Genomic DNA, 15,964 nt, shown 5'->3' with positions numbered 1-15,964 from the left:
AAGCGTGAAATTCACGAGTAAAAGCGCGAAATTGACGAGTAACGCCCAAACTCACGAGTAAAAGCATGGAATTCACGAGTAAAGGTGTGAAACTCACGAGTAAAAGCATGAAATTCACGAGTAACGCCCAAAATCACGAGTAAAAGCATGAAAATCACGAGTAAAAGCATGAAATTGACGAGTAAAAGTGTGAAACTCACGGGTAACGCCTAAATTCACGAGTAAAAGCGTGAAATTCACGAGTAACGCCCAAAGAGTAAAAGCATGAAACTCACGAGTAAAATCGTGAATCTCTTGAAAAGGGATTTTTTTGTCTCGGAAGTGGTGGAGAAGCTGAGGATACAGTGTCCCTACGATTGTTTTCGTTCTTCCTGAGGGCTAGACATTTTTAATGAATAGGTGTATAGTTACCTAGGTAACTACTTTACAGGAGGAATACCTTTGTCCTTTCAAAATGGTTTTTTTCATCATAACTTACAATTTTCAAGGTCATTTACGAAAAAGTTAAATGAACAATTGGCCAAGGTTGATCTTTACCATTCCCAATGGTCGATTGTATATTATCTGAGTCAGTTCGGCTGTTCTACGCTTGTTGAAATAAGCACTTATTTAGATGTGGAGAAACCGACGGTAACCAGGACGGTAAACCGGCTGGAAGAGCTTGAGTTGATTGAACAAGTTCCAGGAAAAGATAAACGGGAACGGAGAATACAGTTAACGGAGTCAGGTTTAAGGACTTATCAAGAGGCCAAAAAGGTAGTTGAGGAATTTGAACTTCAATTAATGAGCGGTTTGGCTGAAGAAGACCGGGAGGCAACGTTACGAACGTTGACTTTCCTGAAGGAAAAATTAAAACAATAGTAAGGAAGAAGGATTGAAATGAATCACAAACCGAAATTGTGGACGAAAGACTTTTTGATTGTTTCGTCTGCGAACTTTTTTCTATTTTTAACTTTTTATGTCCTGATGGTGACATTGACCATTTATACGATGGATAATTTTCATGCTTCGCAAGCACAAGCAGGGCTTGCTTCAAGTATTTTTGTTCTTGGGGCTGTGCTTGTCAGGCCGATTGCAGGGAAAAAAATTGACAAGATCGGCCGCAGAAAGATGTTGCTTGGCTCGTTGGTTCTATTCCTGATCGCATCCATCGGCTATTTCCTGGTGAATAGTTTATCCCTCTTATTGATAGATCGGCTTATTCACGGTTTTGCTTTTGGACTTGCCACTACGGCAACTGGAACGATTGCTGCAGATATCATTCCGAATGAAAGGCGCGGTGAAGGTACAGGTTACTTTGCCATGAGTACAAACTTGGCAATGGCATTCGGACCGTTCATTGGCTTGCTGATTACACAGCATTTCAGTTATTCCATCATTTTCTATGCAGCCTCCTTATTTGCCGCATTTTCTTTAGTTGCATCATTATTCATGAATGTGCCTGAAGGGGATAAGGGCGGAGCTTCGCCACAAAAAGGATTTAAGATCAGCGACTATTTTGAAAAAAGGGCACTGCCCATTTCCATTTTTATCGGGTTTGCCGGATTTACCTATTCGAGCATCTTGTCCTATTTAACGTCTTTTGCAAAGGAAATGGATTTAATGGATGCGGCGAGCTTTTTCTTTGTCGTTTTTGCCGTTTTCCTTTTGGCGTCCCGTCCGTTTACGGGGCGGATGTTTGATGTGAAGGGAGAAAATGCAGTTATTTACCCATCGCTCTTACTATTTGCCGTCGGAATGGTCATCCTGAGCCAATCCCATCATGGTATTACGCTTCTGATTGCCGGCGCCTTTATCGGAGTGGGGTATGGTACGTTCCAATCAAGCAGTCAAGCGATTTCCATCAAGGAAGCCCCATCAAATCGAATGGGATTAGCCACATCCACGTTTTTTACAATGTATGACTTCGGTATTGGTGTTGGCCCATTCCTATTGGGATTCCTTATTCCATTTACAGGGTTCAAAGGGTTATTCATAGGAATGTCGGTTTTTGCATTCGTACTTATTGGCATTTATTACTTTGCACATGGAAAAAAAGCCTCGGCAAGAGTGAAAATGCAGCATGAGGAACGCTTGTCTGCCTAAATTTTTTCAATAGGATTGTATAAAAAGAAGAATTTTGGGGATGCTTATATTATGATTGATTTTCCAAAGTATCCCCCTTTTCACCGCCTGTAATCCACAGGCGTTTTTTTTATGCCTAAACAACAAAGAAAACCGCCTTATTGGCGGTTTCCTTAAAATTTATAGGTCCATAATCTTTCTTTGCGGATCCAGTCTAGGAAATCTGCATCCTGATTTTCGAATTTCTCTTTCCAATCGATAACCATTGCTTCCGTTTGCGAACGGTGGGCAGTGAATGTGGCTACCTTTTTTTCTTCGACGGCAGTGATATCATGGACGATGTCGGGCTGCCCCAATTCGTCAATGCAGTTATTCGAGAAGGCGACACAATGAAGTTTAGGTCTCTCTTTATCTTCCATTCTTTCCACGGCCCGAACTACAGCCCGTGCTGTCGCTTCATGGTCCGGATGGACACTGTATCCTGGGTAAAACGTAATGATCAATGAAGGATTCAATTCATTGATGGCATCGGTAAATAATGAAGTCAGCTTTTCATCATCTTCGAATTCAATTGTCTTATCACGCAATCCAAGCATGCGTAAATCTTGGATGCCAATCGCATTTGCTGCATCGATTAATTCCTTTTTCCGAATTTTGGGAAGCGATTCCCTTGTTGCGAATGGAGGGTTTCCTAAATTACGTCCCATTTCTCCTAAAGTTAAGCATAAATAGGTGACAGGAGTGCCCGCTTCTCTATGAAGGGCAAGCGTTCCGGAGACCGAGAAGGCTTCATCATCTGGGTGTGGGAATATAACTAATACATGGCGTTCTTTTTCCAAGGTATATTTCTCCTTCCGTTCTACTTACAGTAAGTATGTTTATCGGTGAATGGGAGTTTTCATCGGAATCATCATATGATATATATATGAAGCAAGTTGTCATCATTCAAAGGGAGTGGGACTGAGCTGCATGGAGACAGCAAGCTTTCCGGAAAAATCAAGGCCTGCCAATAGCAATCTCCCCTGTTCATCCATTTCGAAGTGGTTAACGCCTTCTGCATATACCCAGCCAATATTGAGCTTCAAGCCGACGCGATAGGGTCCATCCCCAACTATCTTGCCATGTTCATACTGTATAAATGCGTTACGAATATAAGCACCTGCCGAGAAGAAAGCTTCATCTACATGAGTGGCATAGGCGCCATTTGTCGTTTCAAGGTGAAGATATACATCTTGTCCGGCGAAAGAATCAATGGCATTTTGCACCTCTGTACGGTCTATTGGTTTCATTCGATAATTTCCTCCTTAACTGGGCGGCTAGATAAGCTTTTCCTTCTTTCTATTTTACTAAATAAAAACAAAAAAAGCGAAAAAGGCCGCTCGATGAATTTGAGCGGCCATTAAACTTGATGTTTTATTTTTGTGTTTTTTCAGCGATTCCATATTTATGGTATGCACCATGATTGACAGGTCCGACATAGTCATTCATCTTCCAAGAATGGCGAACTGCCTCGGTGATGAAGTCTTTAGCAATGAGGATAGCCTCACGCGGGCTTTTCCCTTCAGCCAATTGAGCTGCAATGGCTGCTGAAGATGAACAGCCGGCACCATGTGTATTGGTCGTTTCGATTTTTTCCGATTCAAGGATTTCAAATTCAGTTCCATCATATAAAAGGTCGATGGCTTTATCATGATCCAGCTTATTACCGCCTTTGATCAAGACATATTTTGCACCAAGTGCATGAATCTTTTCAGCTGCAGCCCTCATATCATCAATCGTCTTGATAGGAGCAGTTCCCGCTAACTGAGCGGCCTCGAACAGGTTAGGCGTGACTACAGTTGCACGTGGAACAAGCAGTTCGCGCAGAGCTACAGCCGTTTCAGGGTGCAATACTTCATCTTCACCTTTACATACCATAACTGGATCGATTACGACTTTGTCCAGCTTCAACTCATCTATTTTACGGGCAACAAGTTCAATGATTTCCACTGATCCAAGCATTCCCGTTTTCATGGCATCAATGCCGATTGATAGAATCGTTTCGATTTGGGCTTCCAGGACTTCGACCGGTGTAGGGAATACGTTATGGGCCCAGCCATTCTTCGGATCCATCGTTACGATTGTCGTTAAAGCGGACATACCGTAAACGCCGAATTCTTGGAATGTCTTTAAATCTGCTTGAAGACCCGCGCCGCCGCTCGAATCAGATCCGGCAACTGTCATAGCTCTTTTCATAGTCATTATGTGACCTCCTCAGGAGAATTAGATATCGATATTATCAGCATACCAGTTAATATCCTATTTTTAGAATATACCAAAATTTCTTTTATGTAAAACTTAGTTTTCAGCCTAATATGAGTGTCTTTTCGAAGGAAGGGCAATCGCCTCGCATAAGTCATTTTTCGAACCTGTAATTAAAGAAATTGGATGGATGTGCAGCATGCACTTTTAGCTTTGGACCCTACTTCCATCTTTTGATGGACAAAGCAAAGGTTGTGAAAGTGTCATTATTTTCAAAGTTGATTTAAAATATTTAAATATAGTGGAGACACATTAGTATAGCTTTTCCGTTCGATGCTGGATTAAACCCAAAAAAGGGAGGTTGATTTCTATGGAATGGACCATGTTGCTTTTAGCTGGCGGGAAATCAAGCCGTATGGGAGTGAATAAGGCACTTTTGACCGTAGGCGGCGTTGTGAACATTTCAAGAGTGGCATCCGAATTGAAAAAGGTGTCAGAAAACATTATGGTCATTACGAATACATTTGAAGAATATCATTTTCTGCAACTTCCGCTCATTCCGGATTTACATAAAGATCAAGGACCTCTTGGCGGATTGCATGCAGGGCTGACCTCATCGAAAACGGAGCTTCAGTTCCTTGTAGCGTGCGATATGCCGTTTGTGAGTGCAGATGCCATAAAGGATATCATTGCCCATTATGAACCTGGATTCGATGCTGTCATTCCAGAAATAAATGGCAGGCTCCAGCCGCTTTTTGCTGTTTACCATAAAAGGTGTCTTCCTGTACTGACGGAGTGTTTATTAAAACATGAATTAAAAATGAGTCTATTCTTGGAAAAAATCTCGGTGAAAGTCATGAAAGAAACCGACTTTACGTTATATCGCGAGAATCCTGAACATTTTCACTACCTTTTTTTCAATATGAATACGAGGGAAGATTATCAAGAGGCAGATTATATTGATCAAACTGAATTATATATAAAGGATGGTAGACATGAATTATAATATTTCAAAAGAGCCGATTGTCATCCAGGAAGTGATTGATAAAGTAGTCAGTCGAAATGCAGGTGCCGTCACGACCTTTATTGGTACGGTGAGGGAAATGACGAAAGGAAAAAAGACTCTCTTCTTAGTATACGAAGCGTATGAACCGATGGCCATCAAGAAATTGGAGCAAATCGGATCTGAGATCAAGGAGCGTTGGCCTGATGCAGAAACGGCGATCACCCATCGTGTAGGTAAACTTGAAATCACGGATATCGCAGTGGTTATTGCCGTTAGTACGCCCCACCGAAATGATGCATATGAGGCGAACAGGTATGCGATCGAAAGAATTAAAGAAATCGTCCCGATTTGGAAAAAAGAACACTGGGAAGATGGGGAGACATGGGTAGGAAACCAGTTGGAAACCGTTCCATATCCATCAGGGAAACCGGAAGAGGGGGATATTGATGATTAATGTACTTTTATTTGCCCAATTGAAAGATGAGCTAGGCAAAGAGACTGTTTCAATAGAAGGAAATGGAATGAGTGTTGCCCAGCTAAAAGGAAAGATGAAGGTGGATTTTCAATTGGAAGGTCTTGAAACCGTGATGACAGCGGTCAATGAGGAATTTGCCGATGATGACACGATTTTATCTGATGGAGATACAGTTGCTTTCATTCCGCCAGTAAGTGGAGGGTGAAGCGTCCGGAAGGGAGGGATCACGGTGAAAGAGCGATATTCAAGGCAGACTTTATTCGCCCCCGTTGGTGAAGGGGGCCAATTGAAAATTATGAAGAAGCATGTCTTGCTTCTTGGTGCAGGGGCTTTGGGATCTGCTAATGCCGAGGCCCTTACTCGTGCAGGAGTAGGGAAGCTTACCATTGTCGACAGGGATTATGTCGAGACCAGTAATTTACAGCGCCAACAAATGTATACGGAACGGGATGTCGAGGAGAAACTGCCAAAAGCAGAGGCGGCAAAGCGTCATTTATTGGATATCAACCATGAAGTTGAAGTGAATGCCATCATCATGGACGCAACTGCCCAGAATCTCGAACAGCTGCTTGGTGATGTTGATTTGATATTGGATGCAACCGACAATTTTGAGACACGGATGATTATTAATGATTTATCACAAAAGCTTCATATACCGTGGATTTATGGGGCATGTGTGGGGAGCGTGGGCATGACTTTGACGATCCTTCCCGGGCAGACTCCATGTTTGCACTGTTTGCTTAAAGCGATCCCGATACAAGGAATGACCTGTGACACAGGAGGGATCATATCACCAGCTGTTACGATGGTCGTGGCACACCAAACTGCCGAGGCTTTGAAAATCCTTGTTGAAGATTGGGAATCGGTGCGGCCTGCACTTGTTTCTTTTGATCTGTGGAGAAATCAATACCAAACCGTTAAATTGACAAAAGCGAAAAAGAAAGATTGTCTCTCATGCGGAGAGCAGAGGACATACCCCTTTTTAACAATGGAAAATGCAACGAAAACGGCTGTTCTTTGCGGGAGGGACACTGTACAGGTAAGACCGCCAAAACCTCTGGAACTGCAACTCGAAAAATTAGCCAAAGATCTGGACGGCAGCGGTTATTTGGTGAAATTCAATCCATTTCTTCTCTCCTGTGAAAAAGCTGGGGAACGTATCGTCATTTTCAAGGATGGCCGGGCGTTGATCCACGGTACGAAGGATATGGTCCATGCAAAGGCCGCGTACCAAAGCATCCTGGGATAATGATCATAAAAAAACGAGGCCCCAAGTTTTGGGGCCTCGTTTTTTATGAATCCATATAGGGTAATGGGGTATGGGTTTTAGTGTGTGACCCCGTCTTTATTATCTTGTTTGGAAGCAACGATGACTACTTTTCCTTCGTCAAGAACTTCCTCGTAACGTTCTGCCTCCATATCACTAAGGCCAAGGTTGCTCATTCGATTACGAAGTTCATCTCCGCGAGATTTAAAGAGATTTCCGACGGTATCAAGGAAACCTTGTTCCTTCATGCCTACACCTTCTGTATTTGTATTCTCGGTAAGGTGTTTAGAACGGGTTTTATCATGGGCAAACAAATATACATCATCTTTCGTATAACCTGATATAACTAATTCATCGATTTTTTCCTTTGCTTGTAAACCGTTTTCTACTACATGTACTTGATACATATAAACTCCTCCTTGAATTTCATTAAGGTTCTCTTGGAAATAGGTAAATCGAATCTTGCTTATTACAGTTTCTGATTGGCTATAGTAGTATATAACCTCATTTGGGCCCTGTTAAACATTTATCTCAAAGAATATTTAGTAAGTGGTGAAGCGGAATACCTTCTGTATGCGGTAGGTCAAGTATTTGAAGACAGGCAATTTCTTTTGGTATTCACTGTAATCCACCGTGTATGTTCCGTTTTGATTTGTCCAGAGTCTATGGAAATAGCTGTCGACATCCTTGGAAACGTCCGCATCATTTGGAGCATGGATTTCAACATTCGCTTCAAGGTTATAGTCATCTAGATTTCGTGAAGTATAATTAGCCGATCCTCCAAGAATGACCGTTTCATCAGCCTTTTGGATCATCATCAATTTTGTATGGAACTGTTCTTTATCTGTTTTATACCAGCGGATCGAGATGTTTTCATCCCCCAGTTTTTCGAATTCGGCGGCAACCGGAAGATTGGGCAGCCCGATTTTTTCACTTCCGAATGCGTTTTGATTCGGATCCAATATCATTTCAATCTTCACACCCCGTTTAGCTGCATCCGTTAATGCCTCGACAACCTCGCGATCGGCAATGTAGAACATGGCAAGATGGATCTTGTCACCATTTTCAGCATCCTTAATTGCCTTTAGGACATGTTTATTGATTTTTCCTTCCGTTAGCAGTTGTACCGATATCTGCCCTTTATCTGCTGATTTCTCCTTGAACTCAGGAAATGACTTTGGACCTCCCGAGAATTTCGAAGCGGCTTCTTCGGCTTTAACGAAATCGCCGATGATATTCCCGTCCATCTGGAAGGCAATATTGGAATGGAAGCCACTTGCGTCATGAGGATTGGCAGATGAGATGATGGCCGTTTTTTCAGTCGCGACCACTTTTCTGTGATTGGCTTTGATATTCATCAGTCTAAGATAAGAACGCAAGGTGACCTTTGGTGCGCTTTTAGCCATTGGATTGACAATCCAGCCTTTCCCGCTTTCACCGAACCATTGGAAAAAGGTCCGATACACACCTGAATAGAGAGGATTCGGATCCCGGAGGCGGTCTAAGTTGGTAACAATGACATCAATTCCATTTTTCTTCATCGTTTCCAATGCCTCTAACTGGTAGGCATTATAGGAAGTATTCACTTCATCAGTAATGAATATAATCTGGAGGTCAGGTTTCTTTTTCTTCTGTTCAACCAGATTATCCTTCAGCGTCTCGGTTAACTTCGGGAAGTTTATCTTTTCATCATAAAAAGCATTAAACAAAAACATATCGATTACGATATAAGAATCAGCCTCTTCTATGGCTTGATTTATGGTTTGGAAAATTCGCTGTTCATGTTGCAGATTCCCTTGTTCATCGTGATAGGAAAGGTCATAGATGAAATCGATATCCTCGACATGATGAACCTTCCCTTCATAAGAAATGCCATCGGGAAGTGGCTTGTAGCTGTTATAGGCAATGACGATTGCAATGACGATCAAAATGCTGACAAGCAGATAAAATCGTTTTCTTTTGTACCACTTTTTCATAGGAAAGCCTCCAACATGGTTAAATTGCTTGCTAACTTTCTATTTTCCCCGTTTTGGGGTATATAGAAACATAAATCGTAATCTATGGAAAAAGGCAAGGCGATGAAGTTTGATATAATATAGTTTCAAAAAGCGGAGAGGGGCTGTGGCAAATGGAAAAGCAGTTTTTAACAAATGATTGGTGGCCTCTATTGAAAGAGGAATTCAAAAAAGAATATTACCAGGAGCTATGGGGATTTATAAAGCAAGAGTACAGTCAGCAAGTCATTCATCCGGATCAGGACGATATTTTCAACGCGCTTCATTATACTCCTTTTGAAGATGTAAAGGTTGTCATCCTTGGACAGGACCCTTACCATGGCCAGGGTCAGGCGCATGGCCTTAGTTTTTCAGTCAAGCCGGAGGTTCGCATCCCGCCCTCTTTAAGAAATATCTTTAAAGAGTTACACACCGATCTTGGCTATGAGGTTCCGGATAATGGTTACCTGGTCGAATGGGCAAAACAGGGAGTGCTTCTATTGAATACCGTCTTGACTGTCCGTGAGGGAGAGGCGCACTCACACCGCGGAAAAGGATGGGAAATCTTTACGAATCAAGTTATTCGCCTAATGAATGAGCGTTCGAAACCGGTTGTATTCATCCTGTGGGGGAAACCCGCTCAAACCAAAATCCCTTTGATTGATGAAGCCCGCCATAAAATCATTAAGTCCGTACATCCAAGTCCGCTGTCGGCGTCCCGTGGTTTCTTTGGCACCAAACCATTTTCCAAAACAAATCAATTGCTGATGGAAATGGGGGAATCTCCAATTGATTGGAAAATCCCAAACCGATGATATCAGCAAGAAAACGAAACGGGTGAATTGTATGGCGTGCCGTCATTTCTATATAACTTGGGATCTCAGTTTTCCAAAAGGCTGCCGTGCTTTTCAATTCAAAACATCAAACCAGCCTTCTCTTGATGTCTTTCATTCTTCAGGGGAGCCATGCTTGAAATTTCAAGCCAAGCCAATTAAAAGGTAGGAAATATGCAAGGTGTTTTCTTCTCTGATTTTTGCTATGCTAGTTATGATAGTTTTGACCTGTATATAGACGAGGTGGTAAATTTGGAAATTTCATCAAGACAAATGTTAGATAAAATCGAAGAGCTTGTTTTAAAAGCGAAACAGGTAAATTCAGAGGATAAGGTGCAAGGGTATGTAATGGCCATAAAATCCCTTTGTGAAGTGATGGTTGATGAAAAAGCTTCGAACATCAGCATACAGAAGCCAATCACATTGACCCAGCCCGTCATGTCGGCTACACCGAATGTAGAACCGGTTAAAATGGATGAGGCCAATGGGGAGTCCTTGTTCGATTTTTAAATTAGGGAAGGGGAGCGAAATAATTGAAACTATTCATCATTTTAGGTGCATTGAATGGGTTTATTGCTGTGGCACTTGGTGCATTCGGTGCCCACGGACTGGAAGGAAAAATTCCTGATAAATATTTGGAAACTTGGCAAACCGCTGTTCAATATCAAATGTTCCACGCGGTGGGTTTATTGGTACTCGGTTTATTGGCTGGGAAAATTTCCAGTCCGCTGATCAACTGGTCCGGCTGGCTTATGCTAATAGGAATTATCCTGTTTTCCGGAAGCCTATTCATTCTAAGCGTTACCCAAATCAAAGTCCTTGGTGCCATCACACCGCTTGGCGGAGTTTCTTTCTTGGTTGCTTGGGTCTTAATGATCATTGCTGCGTATAAATACTTGTAAGGTCAGCTGAGGCTGTAGACAAATTCGAAGAAATCGAGTTTGCCTGCAGTTTTTTTATGGATTGTACAATTTGGACGTACATTACCGCTGTAGGCACTTGCTTATCCAGAGGCGGGCCCGCACCTTTTTCTCCAATCAACTTTGTTGTTACATATAGATAGAAACCCTACCTGATGAGTTGATGGTGGAATGTTTTCCGAACCTCTTTTGTCTACAAACTGAGCTGATCTTTTTAGGTCAGCTTTTTTTGGAGAAAAGTCATCCCAATATAAGAAGAGCCTCAAAATCAAATGGATTCTGAGGCTCTTTTCTTTATTGGATTTTTTACCTTGGCGAATAGGTGGTAAGCCCAGCGCCTCCAAATGGATAGTCATATTCGATTTCTTCATCAAACGTTATATAATCTAAGTATACCATCGGGATTAAGTATCGTTTTCCCGTTTGAGGATCGCTTATGATTAGATGATCGCGTCCTGCAGCCTCGATGATTCCTTTGAAGATCATGGCATTCCATTCCTGGTTGTTTTCAAACGTGGTATAAACAGTGGCTAACTTCCCTTTATTCAAACGCAAGATGTTCTCGATATACGACGCTTCGACCGGAAGCATCCCAGGTATCTGTGGTCCGGAAGGGGGTTGACCCATCGTCACCGGCATTTGTTGTGGCGTGCCTGCCATAGTGGGCTGTTGTGGCTGGTATGATGGCTGTTGGTATCCTTGCTGCGGGTAACCTTGCTGTTGGTATCCTTGCTGCGGGTTAGGATTCTGCTGCCTTAGTTCAGGCTCGTTATTCTCATAGGGATAATAGGGGCTTCCTCCGTACGGGTAATTACCATAAGGATTATTTTGTGACATTGCATTCCCTCCTGAATTCAAGGTTTAGTTGATACTGTGGAATTTGGACAATCCGAGAGTGTGGACTGGGAGAAACAGTGCGATTTATAGCGACCGGTAGTATTGTGTATGTTCTGGACAATCCCCGGGTGGCTTAAAAAACCACAATGAATGTTAAGCGATGCATAACGGCTGCTGCCGTTCATGATATAAGCCATATCCTCTTGCCGGCTAATGAATAGAAGTAACGTTCCTTCACCTCGCTGGAGTCAGGAATTGCCTTGATCAATTTTCCTGAAGCTGAATGGGACTGTGAAAAAATAAATTCATCACTATTGAAAATGTATGGGATGTGGATTGGATTTATTCCTCAGCCGGGGAAAAATAAAAAGGAGCGGACGCAAAAAAAGCTTCCGGAAACCGGAAGCCATTCGTCTTAAACGTATAGGAATGAAGATACATTTTCTTCAGGCAGGATATTTCCCACAAAGAAAGAACCAAATGCAGCGTAACGTGCACTCACTTCATCAAAACGCATTTCATAGATTAATTTTTTGAACTGAAGGACATCATCTGCGAATAGAGTCACGCCCCATTCATAATCGTCAAATCCGACAGAACCCGAAATGATTTGTTTTACTTTACCGGCATAACTGCGGCCAATCAAGCCGTGGGAACGCATTAAGCCTTTGCGCTCTTCCATGGAAAGCATATACCAGTTATCATCGCCATCACGACGCTTGTCCATAGGGTAGAAGCATACATGTTTCGCTTTTGGCAGTATTGGATACAGTCTGGAACGAACATGAGGGTTCTGGTATGGGTCCTCACCATCTCCGCTAGCTAAGTAATTGCTTAATTCCACGACGGAAACGTATGAATAAGCGGGAATTGTATATTCGGCAAGCTTCGTTTTGTTGAATTCATTTTCGATTGCATTCAATTCTTCCATGGTTGGGCGGGCAAACATAAGCATGAAGTCCGCTTTCTGACCAACGATGGAATATAGGGCATGGCTGCCTTCATTGTCGCTTTGTGTCATATTCCATTTATCCAGTAAACCTTGGAATTCCGAGATGGCCAATTGGCGTTCGTCACTTGATAACGTTTTCCAAGAAGCCCAGTCGATCAGGCGGAAATCATGTAAACAATACCAGCCGTCCAATGTTTGTGCTGCTTCACTCATTACAATCACTCCTAAGTCTTATTATAACTTTAATATAGCATAGTTTCAGTATAAGGAAATTTATATCAACCCGCAAACACCATCACTGTTTTTCGGTGTTTCTGAAATTTTCAAATTTGCGGATGGCTGGAATTTACCTGGCTGCTGGAGTATTCTTAAAAGAAGACGACAATGGATTTTACCGGATGGTTAAATATAGAAAAAATGGGGGAAACGTATCTAAAGAGGAGGAAGAGCCAATGAGTGATTTATTTGAAATATTGGAATCGAAAATTATGGGGCATAATTTAAAGATCGTTTTTCCGGAAGGGTTGGATGAACGGATTTTGGGAGCTGCAGGCAGGCTTGCCCAAGCTAAACTGGTGACACCGGTATTGATCGGGGATATCGGATTGATACAAGAGAAGGCAAAAGACTTAAAGATCTCCCTTGATGCAATCGAAATATATGACCCGAAGAATTATATCATGATGGATGAAATGGTTGAAGCGTTCGTGAAGGTCCGTGATGGTAAAGCGACCGATCTGCAAGCACGTGAAATCTTAACGGATGAGAACTATTTTGGAACCATGCTCGTCCATATGAAACTGGCACATGGAATGGTTAGTGGCGCAACGCATTCGACTGCCGATACGGTTCGTCCAGCCTTAAAGATCATTAAAACAAAGCCGGGCGTCCAAAAAACCTCGGGAGTGTTCATCATGGTCCGGGAGGAAGAGAAATATGTATTCGCGGATTGTGCAATCAATATAAACCCCAGTTCCCAGGACCTGGCTGAAATTGCTATAGAAAGTGCGAAGACTGCATTAATGTTCGATATCGAACCGCGTGTGGCGATGCTGAGCTTTTCGACAAAGGGATCGGCAACATCCCCCGAGACCTTAAAAGTGGTTGATGCGGTCGATTTGGCAAAAGAAATGGACCCTGAAGTCATTCTTGATGGGGAATTTCAGTTTGACGCGGCCTTCGTTCCTTCTGTGGCAAGGAAAAAAGCACCGGATTCCCTTATTCAGGGGGATGCGAATGTTTTTATTTTCCCAAGTCTCGAAGCAGGGAACATTAGCTATAAGATGGTCCAGCGCTTGGGTGGCTTCGAAGCGGTCGGTCCGATCCTTCAGGGGCTGAATCGTCCGGTGAATGACCTTTCGAGGGGATGCAGTGAAGAGGATGTGTATAAACTGGCTGTCATTACAGCGGCACAGGGGTTTGTGGCGCAGTATCAATAGGCAGCTTGAGGATTAAATGTAGAGGGAGATTCGTATGGGTGAGACAGATTCATTATTAATGCAGCAAGAGTGGAGGGTTATTGATCAATCTTCCGTTGGACCTCAGTTTCCTGCTCTGGAGTCCTTTGCGATGGATGATACATTTTGCGCTTCCGTTGGGTCAGGTAAATCAGCGGCCGTAGCCAGGGCGTGGGTACACCACCGAACCATCGTCATGGGTATACAGGATACGAAGTTGCCTTTTCTTAAAAAGGGTTTGGACCATTTGGAAGAACATGGTTTCCGGGCCATCGTGAGGAATTCGGGAGGGCTGGCAGTCGTCCTGGATGAGGGGGTCCTTAATTTTTCGCTCATTTTTCCTGAAAACGAGCAGAAAATTGAAATCAATCGTGGATATGATGCGATGTGGAAGCTTGTCCAATTGATGTTTTCCGATTTCCCAGTCAAGCTGGAGGCGCGGGAAATCGTCGGTTCCTATTGTCCTGGCAGTTATGATTTAAGTATAAATGGGCAAAAGTTTGCGGGTATATCCCAACGCAGGATCCGCAATGGCGTAGCGGTGCAAATCTATTTGTGTGTTAATGGAAGCGGGTCTGAACGTGCCAGTCTCGTGAAGGGTTTTTATGATGCAGCTAAAGGAAATGCAGAAACCAAATTCGCTTATCCTGATATCGTCCCTTCGGTAATGGCGTCCCTAACCGAATTGTTGGGTGTGCAATTGAGTGTTCAAGACGTGATGCTCAGATTCCTTCAAGTATTGAAGGAACATAGCGAAAAGATATTCTCTGACACACTTTCCGCTGAGGAATGGCCGCTGTATGAGGCGTACTTGACGAGAGTGGTCGAACGCAATGATAAAGTATTCGATGCATTAAAGGATTGATATGAAAGAGGTCGTTCCATTAAGTCAGGAATGGCTTCTTTCATTTAATACGACTTTAGCATTCACTGAAACTGTAAAAGGACTGTATGATAGGCGGAGATAGTATTCCTTCTTTCTTGAAACAATGAAAAAAAGAGCCTTGTTGGCTCCCTTTTTCGGATAAATAGGGGTGAAACGGCCTCTGGCATGTGGTTGATCTATATAACAGAACCCCACATTATCTTATTACTCGGCCATTTTTTCCAAATTGCCATTCCGGTCCATCTTGAACTTAGTTGCCGGACGTTCCTCTTCCTCTAACAAGACCAGCTTTCTTGCTCGATTCATGATATTCATCAAAGTTTCATAATCTTCCTGCATCAACCCGCTGTTTTGTTCTAGGTGGCTGATTTTATTCTCCAAATCTTCGTTTCGCTTTTTCAGCCCTTTAATTTCAAGCTTCAATCTTTCATTTTCGGTTTTTAATACTTCGGCTTGAAGCATGCGGCCGTTCATGGATTCCAAATAGGCGATGACGGCATCAAGGCTCATGGCCGTTTCCAAAGTAACTGGTGTGTGCTGTGCCTTAGGAGCGAGGGATTCTGCCACAACGAATTCCTCTGCTGCTTCATAATTGGTAGTATCGACTTCGGATTTCAACTCTAGTTCCTCTTCTTGTACATGGGGAACCATTATGTCGGAAATCGTTGGGGACGGCGGTGTATAAAGAAGCCGTTTTTTTCCTCCTTGATCTTTTCCAAGGATCCTTTGCCGCTGCTTACGCTGTTTCTTGGCAAGGGATAGCGCTTTATCATAATTATGGCGGACGACTGCATTCCAGCGGAATCCGCATGCTGCAGAGGTGCGATTCAACTTATCTCCTACCTCTTCAAAAGCATTAAGCTGAGTGCTGCCTTCCCGCACATGGCGCAATACCGTTTCTGCCAAAAGCAAATCATCTTCTTCTGTCCAGGCGTCTTGACGAACCTTCATTTCTACATACTCCCTTTCTGGTAACTTTTAAAATAAATAACTATATAAAATATCGTGTGGCAGTGATTTATGGAGTGTTCT

At 42.8% G+C, this 15,964-nt stretch carries 19 protein-coding genes; 11 read left to right on the top strand and 8 right to left on the bottom strand.

Annotated elements, in window-relative coordinates:
- Positions 1-441 precede the first annotated feature (441 nt).
- Both ADA55_RS11300 and ADA55_RS11295 read left to right on the top strand, forming a co-directional pair.
- On the top strand, positions 442-861 hold the full coding sequence (locus tag ADA55_RS11300) for a MarR family winged helix-turn-helix transcriptional regulator (protein ID WP_048683621.1): 420 nt from the start codon (positions 442-444) through the stop codon (positions 859-861).
- Between the two features lie 18 nt (positions 862-879).
- Positions 880-2,085, top strand: a complete 1,206-nt coding sequence (locus ADA55_RS11295) for an MFS transporter (RefSeq protein WP_048683618.1) — start codon at positions 880-882, stop codon at positions 2,083-2,085.
- A gap of 152 nt (positions 2,086-2,237) precedes the next feature.
- Here ADA55_RS11295 and bshB2 read toward each other — a convergent pair whose 3' ends face one another.
- The 3 genes from bshB2 to pdxK form a co-directional block, all read right to left on the bottom strand.
- Positions 2,238-2,903 (bottom strand): bacillithiol biosynthesis deacetylase BshB2, encoded by a 666-nt coding sequence (gene bshB2, locus ADA55_RS11290; RefSeq protein ID WP_048683614.1) that lies wholly within the window; start codon positions 2,901-2,903, stop codon positions 2,238-2,240.
- A gap of 102 nt (positions 2,904-3,005) precedes the next feature.
- The gene (locus ADA55_RS11285; protein ID WP_048683611.1) at positions 3,006-3,353 is read right to left on the bottom strand and encodes a YojF family protein; all 348 of its coding nucleotides are present in this window, start codon (positions 3,351-3,353) and stop codon (positions 3,006-3,008) included.
- A gap of 124 nt (positions 3,354-3,477) precedes the next feature.
- Positions 3,478-4,305 (bottom strand): pyridoxine/pyridoxal/pyridoxamine kinase, encoded by an 828-nt coding sequence (pdxK, locus tag ADA55_RS11280; RefSeq protein WP_176702811.1) that lies wholly within the window; start codon positions 4,303-4,305, stop codon positions 3,478-3,480.
- Between the two features lie 370 nt (positions 4,306-4,675).
- Here pdxK and mobA point away from each other — a divergent pair, with 370 nt between their 5' ends.
- The 4 genes from mobA to ADA55_RS11260 are packed head-to-tail and all read left to right on the top strand — an operon-like array spanning position 4,676 to position 7,035.
- Positions 4,676-5,311 carry a molybdenum cofactor guanylyltransferase gene (mobA, locus tag ADA55_RS11275; protein WP_048683609.1) on the top strand — a complete coding sequence of 212 codons (636 nt, stop codon included), beginning with the start codon at positions 4,676-4,678 and terminating at the stop codon, positions 5,309-5,311.
- Complete coding sequence (locus ADA55_RS11270) at positions 5,301-5,765, top strand: molybdenum cofactor biosynthesis protein MoaE (RefSeq protein ID WP_048683606.1); 465 nt, start codon at positions 5,301-5,303, stop codon at positions 5,763-5,765. Before mobA ends, ADA55_RS11270 begins: the two co-directional genes overlap by 11 nt.
- Complete coding sequence (moaD, locus tag ADA55_RS11265; RefSeq protein ID WP_034315925.1) at positions 5,758-5,991, top strand: molybdopterin converting factor subunit 1; 234 nt, start codon at positions 5,758-5,760, stop codon at positions 5,989-5,991. The genes ADA55_RS11270 and moaD overlap by 8 nt, the downstream gene beginning before the upstream one ends.
- Before the next feature lie 24 nt (positions 5,992-6,015).
- Positions 6,016-7,035: a MoeB/ThiF family adenylyltransferase gene (locus tag ADA55_RS11260; RefSeq protein WP_048683603.1), complete on the top strand. Its 1,020-nt coding sequence runs from the start codon at positions 6,016-6,018 to the stop codon at positions 7,033-7,035.
- Between the two features lie 77 nt (positions 7,036-7,112).
- Here ADA55_RS11260 and ADA55_RS11255 read toward each other — a convergent pair whose 3' ends face one another.
- Positions 7,113-7,460: a general stress protein gene (locus ADA55_RS11255; protein ID WP_048683600.1), complete on the bottom strand. Its 348-nt coding sequence runs from the start codon at positions 7,458-7,460 to the stop codon at positions 7,113-7,115.
- A gap of 135 nt (positions 7,461-7,595) precedes the next feature.
- The gene (locus ADA55_RS11250) at positions 7,596-9,029 is read right to left on the bottom strand and encodes a phospholipase D family protein (RefSeq protein WP_048683597.1); all 1,434 of its coding nucleotides are present in this window, start codon (positions 9,027-9,029) and stop codon (positions 7,596-7,598) included.
- A gap of 152 nt (positions 9,030-9,181) precedes the next feature.
- Here ADA55_RS11250 and ADA55_RS11245 point away from each other — a divergent pair, with 152 nt between their 5' ends.
- From ADA55_RS11245 to ADA55_RS11230, 3 genes are all read left to right on the top strand, one after another.
- A complete protein-coding gene (locus tag ADA55_RS11245) occupies positions 9,182-9,862 on the top strand; it encodes a uracil-DNA glycosylase (RefSeq protein WP_048683594.1) in 681 nt (226 codons plus the stop codon).
- A gap of 270 nt (positions 9,863-10,132) precedes the next feature.
- Positions 10,133-10,390, top strand: coding sequence for a YwdI family protein (locus ADA55_RS11235; protein WP_048683586.1), 258 nt, complete (start codon positions 10,133-10,135; stop codon positions 10,388-10,390).
- Positions 10,391-10,413: 23 nt separating this feature from the next.
- The gene (locus ADA55_RS11230; protein ID WP_048683583.1) at positions 10,414-10,782 is read left to right on the top strand and encodes a DUF423 domain-containing protein; all 369 of its coding nucleotides are present in this window, start codon (positions 10,414-10,416) and stop codon (positions 10,780-10,782) included.
- A 324-nt stretch (positions 10,783-11,106) separates the two neighbouring features.
- On the opposite strand, the gene gerQ is transcribed toward ADA55_RS11230, so the two are convergent.
- Positions 11,107-11,637 carry a spore coat protein GerQ gene (gerQ, locus tag ADA55_RS11225; protein WP_048683581.1) on the bottom strand — a complete coding sequence of 177 codons (531 nt, stop codon included), beginning with the start codon at positions 11,635-11,637 and terminating at the stop codon, positions 11,107-11,109.
- 415 nt (positions 11,638-12,052) lie between these two features.
- Positions 12,053-12,802, bottom strand: a complete 750-nt coding sequence (gene hemQ / locus ADA55_RS11220; protein WP_048683578.1) for a hydrogen peroxide-dependent heme synthase — start codon at positions 12,800-12,802, stop codon at positions 12,053-12,055.
- A 239-nt stretch (positions 12,803-13,041) separates the two neighbouring features.
- Here hemQ and pta point away from each other — a divergent pair, with 239 nt between their 5' ends.
- Together pta and ADA55_RS11210 are read left to right on the top strand one after the other, a co-directional pair.
- A complete protein-coding gene (gene pta, locus ADA55_RS11215) occupies positions 13,042-14,028 on the top strand; it encodes a phosphate acetyltransferase (RefSeq protein ID WP_048683577.1) in 987 nt (328 codons plus the stop codon).
- 34 nt (positions 14,029-14,062) lie between these two features.
- A complete protein-coding gene (locus ADA55_RS11210) occupies positions 14,063-14,911 on the top strand; it encodes a lipoate--protein ligase family protein (protein ID WP_048683573.1) in 849 nt (282 codons plus the stop codon).
- A 225-nt stretch (positions 14,912-15,136) separates the two neighbouring features.
- Here the strand turns inward: ADA55_RS11210 and ADA55_RS11205 are convergent, their stop codons facing one another.
- Complete coding sequence (locus tag ADA55_RS11205) at positions 15,137-15,883, bottom strand: RsfA family transcriptional regulator (RefSeq protein ID WP_048683569.1); 747 nt, start codon at positions 15,881-15,883, stop codon at positions 15,137-15,139.
- Positions 15,884-15,964: the final 81 nt, after the last annotated feature.

This window comes from Bacillus sp. 220_BSPC, from assembly GCF_001054655.1.
Lineage (GTDB): Bacteria > Bacillota > Bacilli > Bacillales > DSM-1321 > Peribacillus > Peribacillus frigoritolerans.
The sequence above is the reverse complement of the archived record's forward strand: the minus strand, read 5'-3'. Positions and strand labels throughout refer to the sequence as shown.

Excerpts from the sequence above, each read along its gene's own strand:
- ADA55_RS11270 (WP_048683606.1), top strand. The coding sequence starts at position 5,301 with ATGAATTATAATATTTCAAAAGAGCCGATTGTCATCCAGGAAGTGATT.
- ADA55_RS11295 (WP_048683618.1), top strand. The coding sequence starts at position 880 with ATGAATCACAAACCGAAATTGTGGACGAAAGACTTTTTGATTGTTTCG.
- ADA55_RS11255 (WP_048683600.1), bottom strand. The coding sequence starts at position 7,460 with ATGTATCAAGTACATGTAGTAGAAAACGGTTTACAAGCAAAGGAAAAA.
- pta (WP_048683577.1), top strand. The coding sequence starts at position 13,042 with ATGAGTGATTTATTTGAAATATTGGAATCGAAAATTATGGGGCATAAT.
- ADA55_RS11205 (WP_048683569.1), bottom strand. The coding sequence starts at position 15,883 with ATGAAGGTTCGTCAAGACGCCTGGACAGAAGAAGATGATTTGCTTTTG.
- moaD (WP_034315925.1), top strand. The coding sequence starts at position 5,758 with ATGATTAATGTACTTTTATTTGCCCAATTGAAAGATGAGCTAGGCAAA.
- ADA55_RS11285 (WP_048683611.1), bottom strand. The coding sequence starts at position 3,353 with ATGAAACCAATAGACCGTACAGAGGTGCAAAATGCCATTGATTCTTTC.
- hemQ (WP_048683578.1), bottom strand. The coding sequence starts at position 12,802 with ATGAGTGAAGCAGCACAAACATTGGACGGCTGGTATTGTTTACATGAT.
- mobA (WP_048683609.1), top strand. The coding sequence starts at position 4,676 with ATGGAATGGACCATGTTGCTTTTAGCTGGCGGGAAATCAAGCCGTATG.
- ADA55_RS11245 (WP_048683594.1), top strand. The coding sequence starts at position 9,182 with ATGGAAAAGCAGTTTTTAACAAATGATTGGTGGCCTCTATTGAAAGAG.
- pdxK (WP_176702811.1), bottom strand. The coding sequence starts at position 4,305 with ATGACTATGAAAAGAGCTATGACAGTTGCCGGATCTGATTCGAGCGGC.
- ADA55_RS11250 (WP_048683597.1), bottom strand. The coding sequence starts at position 9,029 with ATGAAAAAGTGGTACAAAAGAAAACGATTTTATCTGCTTGTCAGCATT.
- gerQ (WP_048683581.1), bottom strand. The coding sequence starts at position 11,637 with ATGTCACAAAATAATCCTTATGGTAATTACCCGTACGGAGGAAGCCCC.
- ADA55_RS11210 (WP_048683573.1), top strand. The coding sequence starts at position 14,063 with ATGGGTGAGACAGATTCATTATTAATGCAGCAAGAGTGGAGGGTTATT.